This is a genomic window from Pseudomonas sp. 910_21, from assembly GCF_052850735.1.
Genome location: NZ_VXCY01000001.1, coordinates 700,092 through 715,226 on the forward strand (window position 1 = coordinate 700,092; position 15,135 = coordinate 715,226).

The 15,135-nt window shown below is 61.6% G+C and carries 18 protein-coding genes; 8 read left to right on the top strand and 10 right to left on the bottom strand.

What is annotated here, in order from left to right:
* Positions 1 to 11: 11 nt before the first annotated feature.
* From rplS to ffh, 5 genes are all read right to left on the bottom strand, one after another.
* Positions 12 to 362, bottom strand: coding sequence for a 50S ribosomal protein L19 (rplS, locus tag FW796_RS03215; protein WP_007927677.1), 351 nt, complete (start codon positions 360 to 362; stop codon positions 12 to 14).
* Between the two features lie 45 nt (positions 363 to 407).
* Positions 408 to 1,181 (bottom strand): tRNA (guanosine(37)-N1)-methyltransferase TrmD, encoded by a 774-nt coding sequence (gene trmD, locus FW796_RS03220; RefSeq protein WP_170001093.1) that lies wholly within the window; start codon positions 1,179 to 1,181, stop codon positions 408 to 410.
* Positions 1,163 to 1,699 (bottom strand): ribosome maturation factor RimM, encoded by a 537-nt coding sequence (gene rimM, locus FW796_RS03225; RefSeq protein WP_346633492.1) that lies wholly within the window; start codon positions 1,697 to 1,699, stop codon positions 1,163 to 1,165. The genes trmD and rimM overlap by 19 nt, the downstream gene beginning before the upstream one ends.
* Before the next feature lie 5 nt (positions 1,700 to 1,704).
* A complete protein-coding gene (rpsP, locus tag FW796_RS03230) occupies positions 1,705 to 1,956 on the bottom strand; it encodes a 30S ribosomal protein S16 (RefSeq protein WP_007927680.1) in 252 nt (83 codons plus the stop codon).
* Positions 1,957 to 2,205: 249 nt separating this feature from the next.
* A complete protein-coding gene (ffh, locus tag FW796_RS03235) occupies positions 2,206 to 3,582 on the bottom strand; it encodes a signal recognition particle protein (protein ID WP_346633493.1) in 1,377 nt (458 codons plus the stop codon).
* A 208-nt stretch (positions 3,583 to 3,790) separates the two neighbouring features.
* On the opposite strand from ffh, the gene FW796_RS03240 reads away from it, so the two are divergent.
* The 3 genes from FW796_RS03240 to FW796_RS03250 all read left to right on the top strand — a co-directional run bounded on the left by FW796_RS03240 (position 3,791) and on the right by FW796_RS03250 (position 7,395).
* Entirely contained in the window at positions 3,791 to 4,603 is an 813-nt protein-coding gene (locus FW796_RS03240) for a cytochrome C assembly family protein (protein ID WP_123727600.1), read from the top strand.
* A gap of 9 nt (positions 4,604 to 4,612) precedes the next feature.
* Positions 4,613 to 5,842 (top strand): HlyC/CorC family transporter, encoded by a 1,230-nt coding sequence (locus FW796_RS03245; RefSeq protein ID WP_346633494.1) that lies wholly within the window; start codon positions 4,613 to 4,615, stop codon positions 5,840 to 5,842.
* A gap of 236 nt (positions 5,843 to 6,078) precedes the next feature.
* Positions 6,079 to 7,395, top strand: a complete 1,317-nt coding sequence (locus FW796_RS03250) for an MFS transporter (RefSeq protein ID WP_346633495.1) — start codon at positions 6,079 to 6,081, stop codon at positions 7,393 to 7,395.
* 77 nt (positions 7,396 to 7,472) lie between these two features.
* Here the strand turns inward: FW796_RS03250 and purT are convergent, their stop codons facing one another.
* The 5 genes from purT to FW796_RS03275 form a co-directional block, all read right to left on the bottom strand.
* On the bottom strand, positions 7,473 to 8,654 hold the full coding sequence (gene purT, locus FW796_RS03255; RefSeq protein ID WP_346633496.1) for a formate-dependent phosphoribosylglycinamide formyltransferase: 1,182 nt from the start codon (positions 8,652 to 8,654) through the stop codon (positions 7,473 to 7,475).
* A 99-nt stretch (positions 8,655 to 8,753) separates the two neighbouring features.
* Positions 8,754 to 9,221, bottom strand: coding sequence for a preQ0 transporter (locus tag FW796_RS03260; protein WP_346633497.1), 468 nt, complete (start codon positions 9,219 to 9,221; stop codon positions 8,754 to 8,756).
* A gap of 116 nt (positions 9,222 to 9,337) precedes the next feature.
* Positions 9,338 to 9,553, bottom strand: coding sequence for a DUF1289 domain-containing protein (locus FW796_RS03265; RefSeq protein ID WP_446439009.1), 216 nt, complete (start codon positions 9,551 to 9,553; stop codon positions 9,338 to 9,340).
* Positions 9,550 to 10,074 carry a gamma carbonic anhydrase family protein gene (locus FW796_RS03270; RefSeq protein ID WP_346633498.1) on the bottom strand — a complete coding sequence of 175 codons (525 nt, stop codon included), beginning with the start codon at positions 10,072 to 10,074 and terminating at the stop codon, positions 9,550 to 9,552. The genes FW796_RS03265 and FW796_RS03270 overlap by 4 nt, the downstream gene beginning before the upstream one ends.
* A gap of 56 nt (positions 10,075 to 10,130) precedes the next feature.
* Positions 10,131 to 10,730, bottom strand: a complete 600-nt coding sequence (locus FW796_RS03275; protein WP_102878492.1) for a CoA pyrophosphatase — start codon at positions 10,728 to 10,730, stop codon at positions 10,131 to 10,133.
* 135 nt (positions 10,731 to 10,865) lie between these two features.
* On the opposite strand from FW796_RS03275, the gene FW796_RS03280 reads away from it, so the two are divergent.
* The 5 genes from FW796_RS03280 to FW796_RS03300 all read left to right on the top strand — a co-directional run bounded on the left by FW796_RS03280 (position 10,866) and on the right by FW796_RS03300 (position 15,115).
* On the top strand, positions 10,866 to 11,417 hold the full coding sequence (locus FW796_RS03280; RefSeq protein ID WP_446439010.1) for an NUDIX hydrolase: 552 nt from the start codon (positions 10,866 to 10,868) through the stop codon (positions 11,415 to 11,417).
* 49 nt (positions 11,418 to 11,466) lie between these two features.
* On the top strand, positions 11,467 to 11,970 hold the full coding sequence (locus FW796_RS03285; protein WP_346633500.1) for a L,D-transpeptidase family protein: 504 nt from the start codon (positions 11,467 to 11,469) through the stop codon (positions 11,968 to 11,970).
* A 274-nt stretch (positions 11,971 to 12,244) separates the two neighbouring features.
* Positions 12,245 to 12,976, top strand: a complete 732-nt coding sequence (locus tag FW796_RS03290) for a GntR family transcriptional regulator (RefSeq protein ID WP_102861287.1) — start codon at positions 12,245 to 12,247, stop codon at positions 12,974 to 12,976.
* A 29-nt stretch (positions 12,977 to 13,005) separates the two neighbouring features.
* Positions 13,006 to 14,112: an N-acetylglucosamine-6-phosphate deacetylase gene (nagA, locus tag FW796_RS03295; protein ID WP_346633501.1), complete on the top strand. Its 1,107-nt coding sequence runs from the start codon at positions 13,006 to 13,008 to the stop codon at positions 14,110 to 14,112.
* Positions 14,093 to 15,115 carry an SIS domain-containing protein gene (locus FW796_RS03300; RefSeq protein WP_346633502.1) on the top strand — a complete coding sequence of 341 codons (1,023 nt, stop codon included), beginning with the start codon at positions 14,093 to 14,095 and terminating at the stop codon, positions 15,113 to 15,115. Before nagA ends, FW796_RS03300 begins: the two co-directional genes overlap by 20 nt.
* Positions 15,116 to 15,135: the final 20 nt, after the last annotated feature.

The window sequence follows — 15,135 nt, forward strand, 5'->3', positions numbered from 1 at the left end:
GGAAGCTGGACTTAAACCAGTTTTTCCTTGATGCGAGCTGCTTTACCCGACAGGTCGCGCAGGTAGTACAGCTTGGCTTTACGCACGTCACCGCGACGCTTAACAGCCATGCTGTCGATCTGCGGGCTGTAGGTCTGGAAAGTACGCTCTACGCCAACACCGTTGGAGATTTTACGTACGGTGAACGCGCTGTTCACACCGCGGTTGCGCTTGGCGATAACTACGCCTTCGAACGCCTGCAGACGGGAACGATCGCCTTCCTTCACTTTCACCTGAACGACAATGGTGTCGCCCGGGGCAAAGGCTGGGATCTCTTTGGTCATCTGCTCTGCTTCGAGTGCAAGGATGATTTTGTTGGTCATGCTGTGCTCCTAAGGTAAATCGTCGGATCTACCATCGATACGTTGTTAACTATCGTCCCGCTCGCGGAGATATTCCTCGAGCAGCTTCTTCTCTTCTCCAGAAAGCGAGCGGCTTTCCAGAAGATCGGCGCGTCGTTCATAGGTCCGACCAAGGGACTGCTGTAAACGCCAACGCCGGATGTGTGCGTGGTTGCCACTTAGCAACACGTCGGGAACACGCTGATCCGCATACACCTCCGGTCGGGTGTAGTGCGGGCAATCCAGCAGACCGTCCGTGAAGGAATCTTCCTCCGCGGAATCCACATGCCCTAAAGCTCCGGGCAGCAGTCGCGTAACCGCATCAATCAGGACCATCGCCGGCAGCTCGCCACCGGAGAGTACATAGTCGCCAATCGACCACTCTTCATCGACATGAGCTTCAATAAAACGCTCGTCAATGCCTTCATAACGACCAGCAATCAGGATCAATGCATCCTCATTCGCCAACTCGCGTACCGCCGACTGATTCAGTTGACGGCCTTGGGGCGACAGGTAAATCACCTTCGCACCCTCCCCGGCTGCGTTTCTGGCCTGAACCAGTGCATCCTCCAGGGGCTTGATCTTCATCACCATGCCAGGGCCACCGCCAAACGGGCGATCGTCCACAGTGTGATGTCGATCCGTGGTGTAGTCCCGCGGATTCCAACAGGTGAGCTGCAAGAGCCCCTGTTTCACCGCGCGGCTGGTTATGCCGTATTCGCTGATGGCGGAAAACATCTCGGGAAACAAACTGATCACTTCTACGCGCAAGTTAGCCACGCTTAGAAGTCCGCATCCCATTCCACCTTCATCTCGCCTGCCGCCAGGTCGACGCTCAACACACATTGCTCGGTATAGGGCAACAAGCGTTCACGATCATCCAGGCTGCCAACGCAAGGCTTGACCACCATTACATCGTTCGAGCCGGTCTCCAGCAGGTGATCGATCTGCCCGAGCAGTTGCCCGAGGGTGTCGATAACCTTGAGACCTTGTAGCTGGTACCAGTAGTACTCGCCGTCGGTCAGTTCAGGGAACAGGTTGCGCGGCACGCAGATCTCGTAACCGGCCAGAAGACGAGCTTCTTCGCGATCATCAAGACCCTTGAGCTTTGCGACCAGGAACTTGTCGTTCCCGCGTCCGCTGACCAGCTCAACCTGTTTCACGCTACCTTCGCGCTTGAGCGTCCAGGTTTTGTAGTCCAACAGGTTTTTAATCGGATCAGTAAAGGAAAAGACCTTCACTTCGCCGCGAACGCCATGAACAGAGTAGATTTTGCCGATAACGATCAAATCATCAGCAGGAGCTGGCGTCGCGTTCATAGGGTTCAGGCTGCAGCCTTAGCCGATTCCTTCAGCAACTGAGCAACGCGCTCAGAAGGCTGTGCACCAACGCTCAGCCAGTAGGCTACGCGCTCTTGGTTCACGGACAGGCGGACTTCTTGACCACGAGCGATCGGGTTGAAGAAGCCAACTTGTTCTTTGTGCGAACCGTCGCGTGGGTTACGGCTGTCGGTCACGGTCAAGTGGTAAAACGGGCGCTTTTTGGAGCCGCCAAGGGCAAGACGGATTGTTAGCATGTGAACATCGTTCCTGTAGTCGGTGCTGCAAATCTAAATGCACAGCGGGCATGGGTGCCCGAAAGGCCGCATATTCTAAGGAATATCCGGACTTTTGCAAATGACTTTTTCCGGCGCCTATCGGCTGCCACTCAGATTTGCTATGGAGCCGCCGCAAGCGGCAGCGAGTGAGCGCGCCCCAATCGAGGGTTTGCTCGAGATTCCACGTCCCCGTGGAAAAGCGCCGACATGACTGCCGGCGCGGATTCTTCACATTTTCGGCATGCCGCCGCCGGGCAACATTCCGCCCATGCCGCGCATCATTTTGGCCATCCCGCCCTTGGCGGAGAACTTCTTCATCATCTTCTGCATCTGCTTGTGCTGCTTGATCAAGCGACCGATGTCCTGCACCTGGGTGCCAGAGCCCATGGCGATCCGACGCTTGCGCGAACCGCTGATCAGCTCAGGGTCGCGGCGCTCGGCCGGGGTCATGGAGTTGATGATGGCTTCCATCTGCTTGAACTGCTTTTCAGCGGCGTTCTGTGCGTTGCCCATCTGCGACAGGTTAACCCCACCGATATTCGGCAGCTTATCCATCAGACCACCAAGGCCGCCCATGTTCTTCATCTGCTGCAACTGATCGCGGAAGTCTTCGAGGTCGAAGCCCTTGCCCTTCTTCAGCTTCTTGGCCAGTTTGTCGGCCTTTTCCTTGTCGAGAGTCTGCTCGGCCTGCTCGATCAGGCTGAGCACGTCGCCCATGCCGAGAATTCGCGAAGCAATACGCTCAGGGTGGAACGGCTCCAGGGCCTCGGTCTTCTCACCCATACCGATGAACTTGATCGGTTTGCCGGTGATGGCCCGTACCGACAGCGCGGCACCACCGCGGGCGTCACCGTCGACCTTGGTCAGGATCACACCGGTCAGCGGCAGCGCGTCGCCAAAGGCCTTGGCGGTGTTGGCGGCGTCCTGGCCAGTCATGGCGTCGACCACGAACAGGGTTTCCACCGGCTTGATGGCCGCGTGCAACGCCTGGATCTCGTCCATCATCTCGCTGTCGACGTGCAGGCGACCGGCGGTATCGACAATCACCACGTCGATGAACTTGAGCTTCGCCTCCTTTATAGCCGCCTCGGCAATGGCCACCGGCTTCTGGCTAAGATCAGAAGGAAAGAAGGTCACGCCAATATCATTGGCCAGGGTTTCCAGCTGTTTGATCGCTGCCGGACGGTATACGTCAGCAGACACCACCATCACGCTCTTTTTCTTGCGCTCTTTAAGGAAGCGCGCGAGCTTGCCGGCAGTGGTGGTCTTACCCGCACCTTGCAGACCGGCCATCAGCACCACTGCCGGAGGCACGGCGCTGAGGTTCAGGTCTTCGTTGGCCGCGCCCATCAGGCTTTCCAGCTCGGCCTGGACAATCTTCACAAAGGCCTGGCCCGGGGTCAGGCTACGGGACACTTCGGTGCCGACCGCACGCTCCTTCACCGAGTTGACGAAGTCTTTGACCACCGGCAATGCGACGTCAGCCTCGAGCAACGCCATGCGCACTTCACGCAAGGTGTCTTTGATGTTGTCCTCGGTCAGCTTGGCCTTGCCAGTGACATGGCGCAGCGTCTGCGAGAGACGGTCGGTTAGGTTTTCAAACATGCTCGATCCTTTCAGGCCCAAGGTAGACCGGGGTAATGGCGGCCCAGAGCTTAATAAACAAGAGCTCGATGAGCCTGCGGCGTGGGCAGGTCGCGGATTATAGCGAAGACTGTGCGTGGCGGACACCTCGCCGTCTGCTTGCGTGGTCTTTCAGGGCTGTGGGTTCTATGCCAAACTCAGCGACTTTCGGGCCTGCCTAACAGGATTTATGCTCCCCTTGTCACCCAGTTTGCTACCCACTCTCGCCGCCGCCGTCCTTTATGCCGCTGCGACCTTCTATCAAGGCTCTCGCCTGGCCACAGGCGCCAAGGCGAACAAGCGCCTGCTGGTTATGCTGGGCATCCTGGCCCTGCTCGCCCACGGCATCAGCCTGCTGACCCATTTGCTGACCCCGGTCGGCCTGGGCCTGGACTTCTTCAGCGCCGCCAGCCTGATCGCCGCAGCGGTCATCGCCCTGACCCTGCTGGCCTGCTGGCGGATTCCCGTGGAAAACCTGCTGGTACTGCTGTTCCCCCTCGGCGCCCTGACTGCGCTACTGGCGCAGTTCGTGCCTACCGGCACCGTGCCTGTGATCGATGAGGAACCGGGGATTCTCGCCCATATCCTGCTGTCGATCCTGGCCTACGGCATGTTCACCATCGCGGTGTTCCAGTCCCTGTTACTGCTGGTGCAGGACCATCAGCTGAAAAACAAGCACCCCTCCGGACTGATCAGGAACTTCCCACCCCTGCAAACCATGGAAAGCCTGCTGTTCGGCTTTCTCTGGGCCGGCTGGACCCTGCTCTCGCTGTCGCTGATCTCCGGCTGGCTGTTCGTCGAGAACCTGTTCGCCCAGCACCTGGTGCACAAGACCCTGCTGGCCTGCCTGGCCTGGGTGGTGTTCAGCGTACTGCTGTGGGGCCGCAACCGTCTGGGCTGGCGCGGACACAAGGCGATTCGCTGGACCCTGGCAGGTTTCTGCCTGCTGATGCTGGCGTACTTCGGCAGCAAGCTGGTTCGTGAATACATCCTGCACATCTGACGACCGGCCATGACCGACTCCCTGCCCTCCGGGCCCATGCTTGCGGTAATCGCCCTGCTCATCGTCTGGTCGGGCCTGTTCACCGCTATCGATGCCGCCCAGCAGCACCTGCTGACCCAACGCAACGGCTCGCGCCCGGGCGACAAGCCGACGGCGCGACTGGCCTTTCCCAAGGAAAGCCTGATCCTGTGCAACACCCTGTGCCGAGTCCTGGCAGTGATCATCAGCACCTTGGTGGCACTGTTCTACTGGGCGGAAAACGGCCCCTGGCTGGCCTGCCTGATCAGCACCTGTGGTTTGCTGGTGCTGGCCGAATACCTGCCCCGCACCCTGGCACTGCGCTACCCGGAAAGCACCCTGAGCTTTGGCAACAGCCTGCTCGCCATCCCCATGAAGATCGTCTATCCCCTGGCCTGGCTGCTCCAGGCCATCGGCCAACTGCTATTGCGCCCTTTCGCCACCAAGACCGGCGCGGTCAAACACAGCGACGACGACCCGGCCCTGCAGGATGAAGAACCCGCCCCCCAGGAACATCACCCGCTGTCCGGCATCCATGCCCTGGACAACATCACCGTCAATGACATCCTGGTGCCTCGCAGCGAAGTCGACGGCATCAACCTGGACGACTCCATCGACGAGATCATCGCCCAGTTGCGCCTGAACAAACGTACGCGCCTGCCAGTGTTCCACAGCGATATCAACCAGGTGGAGGCGGTACTCAATACCCGGCAGATCCGCCACCTGCTGCCCGACGCCAGCCTGACCAAAGAAGCCCTGCTGGCGGCCTGCCACGAACCCTACTTCGTCCCCGAAAGCACCCCTTTGCAGTTGCAACTGCTCAACTTCCACAAGCAGCAACGGCGCCTGGGCATGGTGGTGGATGAATACGGTGAGGTATTGGGCATCGTCACCCTGGAAGACATCCTCGAAGAAATCGTTGGCGAGTTCGAAAGCGAGCACAGCCTGGACAACCCCCACATCCACCCCCAGGCCGACGGCCGCTATGTGGTGGAAGGCGCCGCCTCGATCCGTGAACTCAACAAGAGCCTGGGCTGGCACCTGCCCAGCGACGGCCCCAAGACCCTCAACGGCCTGGTCACCGAAGCACTGGAGACCATCCCCGACAGCGCCGTGTGCCTGAAGATCGGCCGCTACCGCCTGGAGATCCTCGAAACCGAGGAAAATCGTGTCAGCCGCGTGCTGATCTGGCACACCAGCAGCACCCCCGTCATCGCCTGACGTTCCCCCGTCCCTGAAGCCCTTGTTGAATCGTTAGGGGCCTTTCTATAATCGGGCGGCTTACCCAAGCTCCGCAGCCCCGCGTGCTACCCGCACTCAGCGAGATCCTGCAGCCATCATCCGCCACTGTTCGACGCGGCTCCCATCCCGAGCAGCGACCGCGCCAAACCCACATCCCTGGGTACTCGACCATAATAATTCGCTCCACTGGAGCACAGACTGTCAGGGATATCCGCATGACGACCGACACCGCCTACAGCGCTTGCGCGCCTGCTCAACCGAGCAACTCTACAACCCGGGTGGCCACTGCCAGCTTTATCGGCACCGCCATCGAGTTCTACGACTTCTACGTCTACGCCACCGCCGCCGCACTGGTGATAGGGCCGGTATTCTTTCCCCAGACCTCCGGCACCGCGCAGATGCTCTCGGCCTTTCTGACCTTTGGCATCGCCTTCCTCGCCCGCCCCCTGGGTTCGGCGTTGTTCGGCCACTTTGGCGACCGGATCGGACGCAAATCGACCCTGGTGGCCTCCCTTCTGCTGATGGGGGTGTGCACCACCCTGATCGGCGTGCTACCGGGTTATGCCAGCATCGGCGCCTGGGCGCCGATCCTGCTCTGCGTACTGCGCTTCGGCCAGGGACTGGGGCTGGGAGGCGAATGGGGTGGGGCTGCCCTGCTGGCCACCGAGAACGCTCCGCAAGGCAAGCGCGCCTGGTTCGGCATGTTCCCGCAACTGGGGCCCTCCATCGGCTTTCTCGCCGCCAACGGCCTGTTCCTGGCCCTGGCCATGGGCCTGGATGACGAGCAGTTCCGCTCCTGGGGCTGGCGTATTCCGTTTCTGCTCAGTGCCGCGCTGGTAATGGTGGGCCTGTATGTGCGCCTGAAGCTGCACGAAACCCCGGTATTCGCCAACGCCGTGGCACGCCAGGAACGGGTAAAGATGCCGCTGGTGGAGCTCTTCAGCCAGTACTGGCTGCCAGTACTGCTGGGCGCCGCGTCGATGGTGGTGTGCTACGCGCTGTTCTACATCTCCACGGTATTTTCCCTGAGCTACGGCGTCTCGACCCTGGGCTACAGCCGGGAAACCTTCCTCGGCCTACTGTGTTTCGCAGTGCTGTTCATGGCTGCGGCCACTCCACTGTCGGCCTGGGCCAGTGACCGCTTCGGGCGCAAACCGGTGCTGATTGTCGGTGCCGTGCTGGCGATTCTCTCCGGCTTCACCATGGAACCCTTGCTGACTCAGGGCTCCACCGCCGGCGTGGCGCTGTTCCTGTGCATCGAGCTGTTCCTGATGGGGGTGACCTTCGCCCCGATGGGCGCGCTGCTGCCGGAACTGTTTCCGACCCACGTGCGTTATACCGGCGCTTCGGCGGCTTATAACCTGGGGGGCATTGTCGGTGCTTCGGCGGCACCCTTCTTCGCCCAGAAACTGGTGGCGATGGGCGGGTTGAGCTGGGTGGGTGGCTATGTTTCGGGGGCGGCGATCCTGAGCTTGATCGCGGTGCTGTGCTTGAAGGAAACGCGCAATAACGATCTGAATCGGATTGCCTGAGCGGCCGCTTCGCGAGCGAGCTCGCTCCTACAGGTTCAATGCAAACCTTGTGGGAGCGACCTCGCTCGCGATGCTTCTCAGAGTTCGACCACTACCGCTTGCGCAGCGCGGGTCGCCTTGGCCCGGGCGGCTTCGATGGACTCATCACGGGCCAGGGCCACGCCCATGCGCCGCTGACCGTTGACTTCCGGCTTGCCGAACAGACGCAACGCAGTGTCCGGCTCGCTCAGGGCAGCCCCCAGATTGGCGAAGGCGGTCTGAGTGGATTTGCCTTCCACCAGAATCACCGCCGAAGCCGATGGCCCGAACTGGCGGATCAGCGGAATCGGCAAGCCGAGGATCGCCCGCGCATGCAGGGCGAACTGCGACAGATCCTGGGAAATCAGGGTCACCAGGCCGGTGTCATGGGGACGCGGTGACACTTCGCTGAACCACACCTGATCACCTTTGATGAACAGCTCCACGCCGAACAGACCACGGCCGCCCAAGGCTTCGGTCACCGCCTTGGCCACGCGCTCGGACTCGGCCAGAGCTTTCGGGCTCATGGCCTGGGGCTGCCAGGATTCCTGGTAGTCGCCCTTTTCCTGACGATGGCCGACCGGGGCACAGAAGGTGGTGCCGCCAACGTGGCGCACGGTCAGCAGAGTGATTTCGTAGTCGAAGTCGATAAAGCCCTCGATGATCACCCGCCCCTTGCCGGCACGCCCGCCTTCCTGGGCGTAGTCCCAGGCTTTCTGTACGTCATCGACACTGCGCAGCAGGCTCTGGCCCTTGCCCGAGGAGCTCATGACCGGCTTGACCACGCAAGGGAAACCCAGGTCTTGCACAGCCTGGCGATAGTCTTCGAAGGTATCGGCGAAGTGGTAAGGCGAGGTCGGCAGGTCCAGTTCTTCAGCCGCCAGACGACGAATGCCTTCACGGTTCATGGTCAACGAAGTCGCCCGGGCGGTGGGGATTACGGTGAAGCCTTCCGCCTCCAATTCCACCAGGGTCGCGGTGGCGATGGCTTCGATTTCAGGAACGATAAAGTGCGGCTTCTCGGCCTCGATCACCGCCCGCAGGGCCGCACCGTCGAGCATGTTGATCACGTGGCTGCGATGGGCCACCTGCATCGCCGGCGCATTGGCATAGCGGTCCACGGCAATCACCTCGACACCCAGGCGTTGCAGCTCGATCACCACTTCCTTGCCCAACTCACCACAACCACAAAGCAAGACGCGGGTCGCGGTTGGCGACAATGGAGTTCCGATACGAGTCATCTGAAGGTCCTCAAAGGAGCGGATCATCGAGGGCCGAGCGCCAGGCGGGCGACCCATGGGGAAAGAGCGCGGCATTTTACATGAACCGCAGCCTTTGGCTCAGCCGGCGCACGCCGCTTTGCGCAAACGCCAAGCCATGGCCAACCAGACCACGGTGACCCCGGCGAATTTCGAACCCAGGGCGGTGAAGATCACCCCCGGGGTCAGGGCATCGATCATGCCGAAGAAGATGAAAGTATCCAGGGGAATGCTCAGGGCCGAGCTTATCCACAGACGATCGTGCAGGGGTCGCTTGGTGATGCTGAACACCAGCCAGTCGATGCATTCCGAAACGGCAAAGGCGGTGGCACTGGCCAGGGCGATGGTGGGGTCGGAGGTCACGTAGGACAGCACCAGGGCCGCCAGCATGGCGATGATGGCGCCGTGGCCAAAGCGGGTCTGCACCATGTCGCGCAGGACGAAGACCAGCCCGCCCCAAGCCGACCAGATGATGTCCAGGTGCGGGGCAACGGAAAAGGCATAGTTGATCAGCACGACACTGCTGATATAGGTGATCAGGAAGAGCATGAGGGCGAAAAGTACCTGTCAGGAAGGTGAACAGGTTACTGCAGGCGCGGGTTTGGGCCAAGAAACCCTTTCGCCGGCAAGCCACCCACACCAGGCTTGCCGGCGACAAGGGCGGATCAGCTCGCCGAACTGGAGCCGACCATCCACAGCAGTCCGCTGGACTTGGCCCGTTCATGGCACAGGGCCAGGACCGCACGGCGCTCGGTATTGTCCATGCGGCTCCAGCTGGTGATTTCATCCACGGTGCGCTGGCAACCGGTACAGATGTCTTGTTCATCCAGGGCGCAGATGCTCACGCAAGGCGAGGCAACGGGTCTTTCAGGGGTTGTCATTGTTCTTGCTCAACCAGGTCTCGGGCATAACGTTGAGCATTATGAACGTAGTGGGCAGCGCTGGCTTCGAGCATTTTCTTCTGGGGTTCGGTCAGTTCGCGTACCACCTTGCCCGGCGAGCCCATGACCAACGAACCGTCAGGTATTTCCTTGCCTTCGCCGATCAACGAGTTGGCGCCGATGATGCAGTTCTTGCCGATCTTCGCGCCATTGAGAATCACCGCGTTGATGCCAATCAGGCTGTAGTCGCCCACGGTGCAGCCATGCAGCATGGCGTTATGACCAATGGTCACGCCGGTGCCCAGAGTCAGCGGAAACCCCATGTCGGTATGCATCACGGCGCCGTCCTGGACGTTGCTGTGCTTGCCGATCAGGATCAACTCGTTGTCGCCACGCAGCACAGCGTTGAACCACACGCTGGCCCCCTCCTCCAGCTTGACCTTGCCCACCAGTGTGGCATTCGGGGCCACCCAGCTCTGTGGATGGGTGTCGACTCGGGCATCGCCCAGGCGGTATTTCATCTTATTGTCCTCATGGCTCAGGCAGCCGCGGGTTTATGCCATGCGAGGCGATGGCTTCAGGTATCGATAAAGGTTTTCGGCGGGTGATGCAGGCTGATCTTGGCGTCGTACAGCAGGTTGACCAGTTCGACGACCATGATCGCGGTCAGGCCCCAGATCTTGTACTCGCCGAAGCGGTAGCTGGGGACGTACCAACTGCGACCCTGATAGTCGATGCGATGGGTGTGTTCACGGGGGTCCTGGCGAAAGAACTCCAGGGGGACGCTGAAAACGGCGGCGATCTCGGCATCATTGGCCTGGTATTCGACATAGTCGGGAATCACCCCGACGTAAGGCGTGACCTTGATCCCGTGCAGGGAAATCAGCGGACTCAAGGGCCCGATGACTTCCACCAATCCCGGCGGCAGGCCGATCTCTTCCTCGGCCTCCCGTAGCGCGGTGAAGATCAGGTCCGGGTCTTCCGGATCGCGCCGGCCACCGGGAAAGGCCACTTCACCACCATGGGTCGAAAGCCCGCTGGCGCGAAGGGTCAGCACCAGCTCCGGTTCATCGCTGCGGGTGATGGGCACCAGCACCGCAGCCTCGGGAAAACGACGGTCGGTCTCCAGCGTTCTTGGCGTGTAATGGCTTACCCGATGAAGTAGCTCGTCCAGCATGAGGCATCTCGATCTGTTGGCTACCGTGCATCATGCACCAATCCAATCAGAGGCCCAACCCCCGCACCTGTAACGACAACTTGCCGACAACCGGGCGGCGCGCCAAGATAGCCCCAGCCTTTTCGGATACCCCACATGAAATTTTGCAGCCAGTGCGGCAACCCGGTGACCCAGCGCATTCCCGAAGGCGACTCGCGCCTGCGTTTCGTCTGCGATCACTGCCAGACCATTCACTACCAGAACCCCAACATCGTCGCCGGGTGCCTGGCCACCTGGGAGGGCAAGGTATTGCTCTGCCGGCGCGCCATCGAGCCGCGTCTGGGCTACTGGACCCTGCCGGCAGGCTTCATGGAGAACGGCGAGACCGTGGAACAGGCGGCCATCCGCGAAACCTGCGAGGAGGCCTGCGCCCGGGTACGCAACCTGAACATCTACACCCTGATCGACGTACCGCACATCAGCCAGGTGCACGTGTTCTTTCGCGCGGAACTGGCCGACCTGGACTTCGCCGCCGGCCCCGAGAGCCTGGAAGTGCAGCTGTTCGACGAAGCCGATATCCCTTGGTCCGAGCTGGCTTTCCGCACCGTCGGCCGTACCTTAGAATGCTTCTTCGCTGACCGGCGGACACAGGCATTTGCCGTGCGCTCCGAATCCATTCCGCCGCTCTCTCAGCCTGCCATCAGTTAAACAATAAAAACGTGCACGGAACCTGTGCGCGCCTGGGGATATCGTGTCAATGCGCTGGTTGCTTGCCCTGCTGTGCTGTTCCTTCGTCGCTCTGTCTCAAGCCTCCACGGTGGAAACCCTGGACGGCAAGGTCATCGAAAAAGTCCTGGTGCTCAAATCCGCCCATCAACTGCAATTGATCAATGGCGGCAAACCACTGAAAACCTACCGGATTTCCCTGGGCAAGAAACCCAAGGGCCCCAAGCTCATGGAAGGCGATAAACGCACCCCGGAAGGCCTTTACTGGCTCGACTGGCGCAAGACCAGTGATCGCTACAACCTGGCCATGCACATCTCCTACCCGAACATCACCGACTCCGCGCGCTCGCGCCGTGAAGGGGTCAACCCCGGTGGCATGATCATGATCCATGGCACCCCGGACACCGAAGAGTTTCCCGAGCAGTACTTTCACACTCTCGACTGGACCGACGGCTGCATCGCCATGCGCAATGTCGACATGCGCGAAGTCTGGGGCCTGGTCAAAGACGGCACCATGATCGAAATCCGCCCTTAATCCCTCCTGCGCAAAAAATATTTTCCTCCCTGCCGCGCCCCGAGAGCGCGCATACCACTTGGCGATCCGCTGCGGGTCGCCGCCTGAGGTTTTGGCCATCGCTGCCAGACCTGCCTAATACCACTTCAATCCTTTATCCTCTAAAGCACCCCGAAAGTGCCCGATTTACGGCGCCCACACCCGATCAGTGGCGTTGACATGGTATTTAAGTGGTATTAGTTTTTCGGCATTACCGGGCGACAACAACCTAATAACCGCATCGGAAAACCTACAGATGAACCACCTCCTGACCCTGCGTCCCGACGACACTCAGCCGACCCCGCTGTACCTGCAACTGGCGCGCAACCTGGAAGCCGCGATTCACTCCGGCCAATGGAAAGCCGAGCAGGCACTGCCTTCGGAACGCAACCTCAGCGAACTGCTGGGCATCTCCCGGGTGACTGCGCGCAAGGCCCTGGAAGTCCTCTTCGAACGGGGCCTGATTCGGCGCAGCCAGGGCTCCGGCACTTTCATCACCCCGCGCCTTGAGCAACCGCTGTCGCGCCTTTCCGGGTTCAGCGAAATGCTGCGCCTGAAAGGTTTCGTCCCCGGCTCGCAATGGCTGGAACGCACACTGACCCCGCCGACCCACGAAGAGCTGATCCGCCTCGGCCTGTCGCCCAACGACAAGGTGGCGCGCCTCAAGCGCCTGCGCAAAGCCGACGATGCGGTCATGGCGATCGAGATGAGTACCTTGCCGGCCAGCATCATTGCCCAGCCCGAGGCCGTCGGCGATTCGCTCTACGAGTACCTCGACAGCATCGGCCGTCCCGTGGTCCGAGCCCTGCAGCACATCCAGGCGATCAATGCCTCGGACGAATTCGCCGCCCTGGTGGGCATCGCCCCCGGCACCGCGATGCTGCTGATGACCCGGGTCGGCTACCTGGAAGACAACACACCGATCGAAGTCACCGACACCTACTGCCGCAACGACTACTACGACTTCGTCGCTGAACTGCGACGCTGAATCCGCCCCCTGGAGCCAGAGAAACGCCCATGTCCGAAGACAATATCCTCACGCCCCAAGGCTGGGTCCGTGGCCGCCTGATTCATCGGGACGGCAAGGTCAGCGCCATCGAAGGCAGCCCCTGCGACCCGGCGGACAACGACCTGCCCTACCTGCTGCCGGGCTTCATCGACCTGCACGTACACGGCGGCGGCGGCAAGGACGTCATGCAAGGCCGCACAGCCTTCGAGACCATCACCCGTACCCATGTGCGTTTCGGCACCACCTCGCTGCTGGCCACCACCATGACCGCCCCCAGCGAAGAAATCAGCCAGGTTCTGGCTGAGCTTGGAACCTACGCCGAGCAGCGCCCCCATGGCTGTGCCCGGGTCCTCGGGGTGCACCTGGAAGGCCCCTACATCAACCCCGGCAAGCTCGGTGCACAACCCAACTTCGCCCACACCGCGCTCATGGCGGAAGTGGAGAAGTACCTGCAACTGGCGCCCATCCGGGTGATCACCATCGCCCCGGAAATCGCCGGCCATGACGCACTGATCCGCGCCCTCAGCGCCCGCGGCGTGCGCATGCAGATCGGCCACACCCTGGGCAGCTACGAAGAAGGCGTGGCCGCCCTTGCCGCCGGTGCCACCAGCTTCACCCACCTGTACAACGCCATGAGCCCACTGCATCACCGCGAACCGGGCATCGTCGGTGCGGCCCTGGCTCATGCCCAGTACGCCGAACTGATCCCCGACCTGCTGCACGTGCATCCCGGCGCCATGCGCGTGGCCCTGCGCTCGATCCCCTGCCTGTACTGCGTCACCGACTCCACCGCGGCCGCCGGCATGCCCGACGGTGAGTACAAGCTGGGCAGCCACACCGTGACCAAGTGCCTGGGGGGTGTACGCCTGGCCGACGGCACCCTGGCCGGCAGCACCCTGACCATGGACCAGGCCCTGCGCAATCTGGTGAAAATCGGTTTGCCCCTGGCCGAAGCCTCCCAGCGCCTGTCGCAATTTCCCGCCGATTACCTCGGCATCCCTGAACGCGGCCGCCTGCAACCTGGCAGCTGGGCCGACAGCGTGCGCCTGGACCGCGCACTCACACTGACCGCCGTCATGGTCGAAGGAGAAGACATTGACTTCAAAAATGCTTGAAGAGGCGCTGTCCTCACACGCTGCCGTGAGCAGCCAATTGAAGCACCTGGATCCGTCGCTGATCGAAGTCGCCGGCCGCCTGCGCCGCCAGCCACCACAAGTGGCAATGACCGTGGCCCGGGGCAGTTCCGACCATGCCGCCAGCTACTTTGCCTACCTGACCATGCAACAGGTGGGCATCCCGGTGGCCTCGCTGCCGATGTCGGTGGTGACCATGCAACAGGCGCCCCTGCGGGTCAGCGGCCAGGCGGTGTTTGCCTTCTCGCAATCGGGACAGAGCCCGGACCTGGTGAACAGCGTGCGCCTACTGCGCAAACGCGGCGCCCTGAGCGTGGCCATGGTCAATGCGCAAAACAGCCCTCTGGAAGCCGCCAGCGAATTCTCCCTGCCGCTGTACGCCGGTGCCGAGCAGAGCGTGGCCGCCACCAAGAGCTTCATCGCCACCCTGAGCGCCAGCGCCCGCCTGATCGGTCACTGGAACGAGGACAACCAGTTGCTGGAAGCCGGCCTGGCATTGCCCGAAGGTTTGCAGCAAGCCGCGACCCAGGACTGGGACCTGGCGATCAACGCCCTGCGCGATTGCCAGCGGCTGATGGTCATCGGCCGCGGCGCCGGCTTTGCCATCGCCCAGGAAGCCGCGCTCAAGCTCAAGGAGACCTCAGCGATTCAGGCCGAAGCCTTCAGCAGCGCCGAAGTCCGTCACGGCCCGATGGCCTTGATCGACCACGACTATCCGTTGCTGGTGTTTGCCCCACGTGGCGCGGAACAGGGCGGCTTGCTGAGCCTCGCTGCCGACATGCGCCAGCGCGGCGCCAAGGTGCTGCTGGCGGCACCGGATGACATCGGCGAACGCGACCTGACCCTGAGCCGCGCCGAACACCCGGCGCTGGACCCGATCCTGGCGATCCAGAGTTTCTATGTGATGGCCGCCGGCCTGGCCGAGGCCCGCAGCATGGACCCGGACCAGCCGCGGCACCTGAGCAAAGTGACCCGCACGCACTAAGCCCCTTTGATCGATGAGTA

Coding starts and splice junctions, on each gene's coding strand:
- rplS (WP_007927677.1), bottom strand. CDS start 362: ATGACCAACAAAATCATCCTTGCACTCGAAGCAGAGCAGATGACCAAA.
- trmD (WP_170001093.1), bottom strand. CDS start 1,181: ATGGGATGCGGACTTCTAAGCGTGGCTAACTTGCGCGTAGAAGTGATC.
- rimM (WP_346633492.1), bottom strand. CDS start 1,699: ATGAACGCGACGCCAGCTCCTGCTGATGATTTGATCGTTATCGGCAAA.
- rpsP (WP_007927680.1), bottom strand. CDS start 1,956: ATGCTAACAATCCGTCTTGCCCTTGGCGGCTCCAAAAAGCGCCCGTTT.
- ffh (WP_346633493.1), bottom strand. CDS start 3,582: ATGTTTGAAAACCTAACCGACCGTCTCTCGCAGACGCTGCGCCATGTC.
- FW796_RS03240 (WP_123727600.1), top strand. CDS start 3,791: ATGCTCCCCTTGTCACCCAGTTTGCTACCCACTCTCGCCGCCGCCGTC.
- FW796_RS03245 (WP_346633494.1), top strand. CDS start 4,613: ATGACCGACTCCCTGCCCTCCGGGCCCATGCTTGCGGTAATCGCCCTG.
- FW796_RS03250 (WP_346633495.1), top strand. CDS start 6,079: ATGACGACCGACACCGCCTACAGCGCTTGCGCGCCTGCTCAACCGAGC.
- purT (WP_346633496.1), bottom strand. CDS start 8,654: ATGACTCGTATCGGAACTCCATTGTCGCCAACCGCGACCCGCGTCTTG.
- FW796_RS03260 (WP_346633497.1), bottom strand. CDS start 9,221: ATGCTCTTCCTGATCACCTATATCAGCAGTGTCGTGCTGATCAACTAT.
- FW796_RS03265 (WP_446439009.1), bottom strand. CDS start 9,553: ATGACAACCCCTGAAAGACCCGTTGCCTCGCCTTGCGTGAGCATCTGC.
- FW796_RS03270 (WP_346633498.1), bottom strand. CDS start 10,074: ATGAAATACCGCCTGGGCGATGCCCGAGTCGACACCCATCCACAGAGC.
- FW796_RS03275 (WP_102878492.1), bottom strand. CDS start 10,730: ATGCTGGACGAGCTACTTCATCGGGTAAGCCATTACACGCCAAGAACG.
- FW796_RS03280 (WP_446439010.1), top strand. CDS start 10,866: ATGAAATTTTGCAGCCAGTGCGGCAACCCGGTGACCCAGCGCATTCCC.
- FW796_RS03285 (WP_346633500.1), top strand. CDS start 11,467: ATGCGCTGGTTGCTTGCCCTGCTGTGCTGTTCCTTCGTCGCTCTGTCT.
- FW796_RS03290 (WP_102861287.1), top strand. CDS start 12,245: ATGAACCACCTCCTGACCCTGCGTCCCGACGACACTCAGCCGACCCCG.
- nagA (WP_346633501.1), top strand. CDS start 13,006: ATGTCCGAAGACAATATCCTCACGCCCCAAGGCTGGGTCCGTGGCCGC.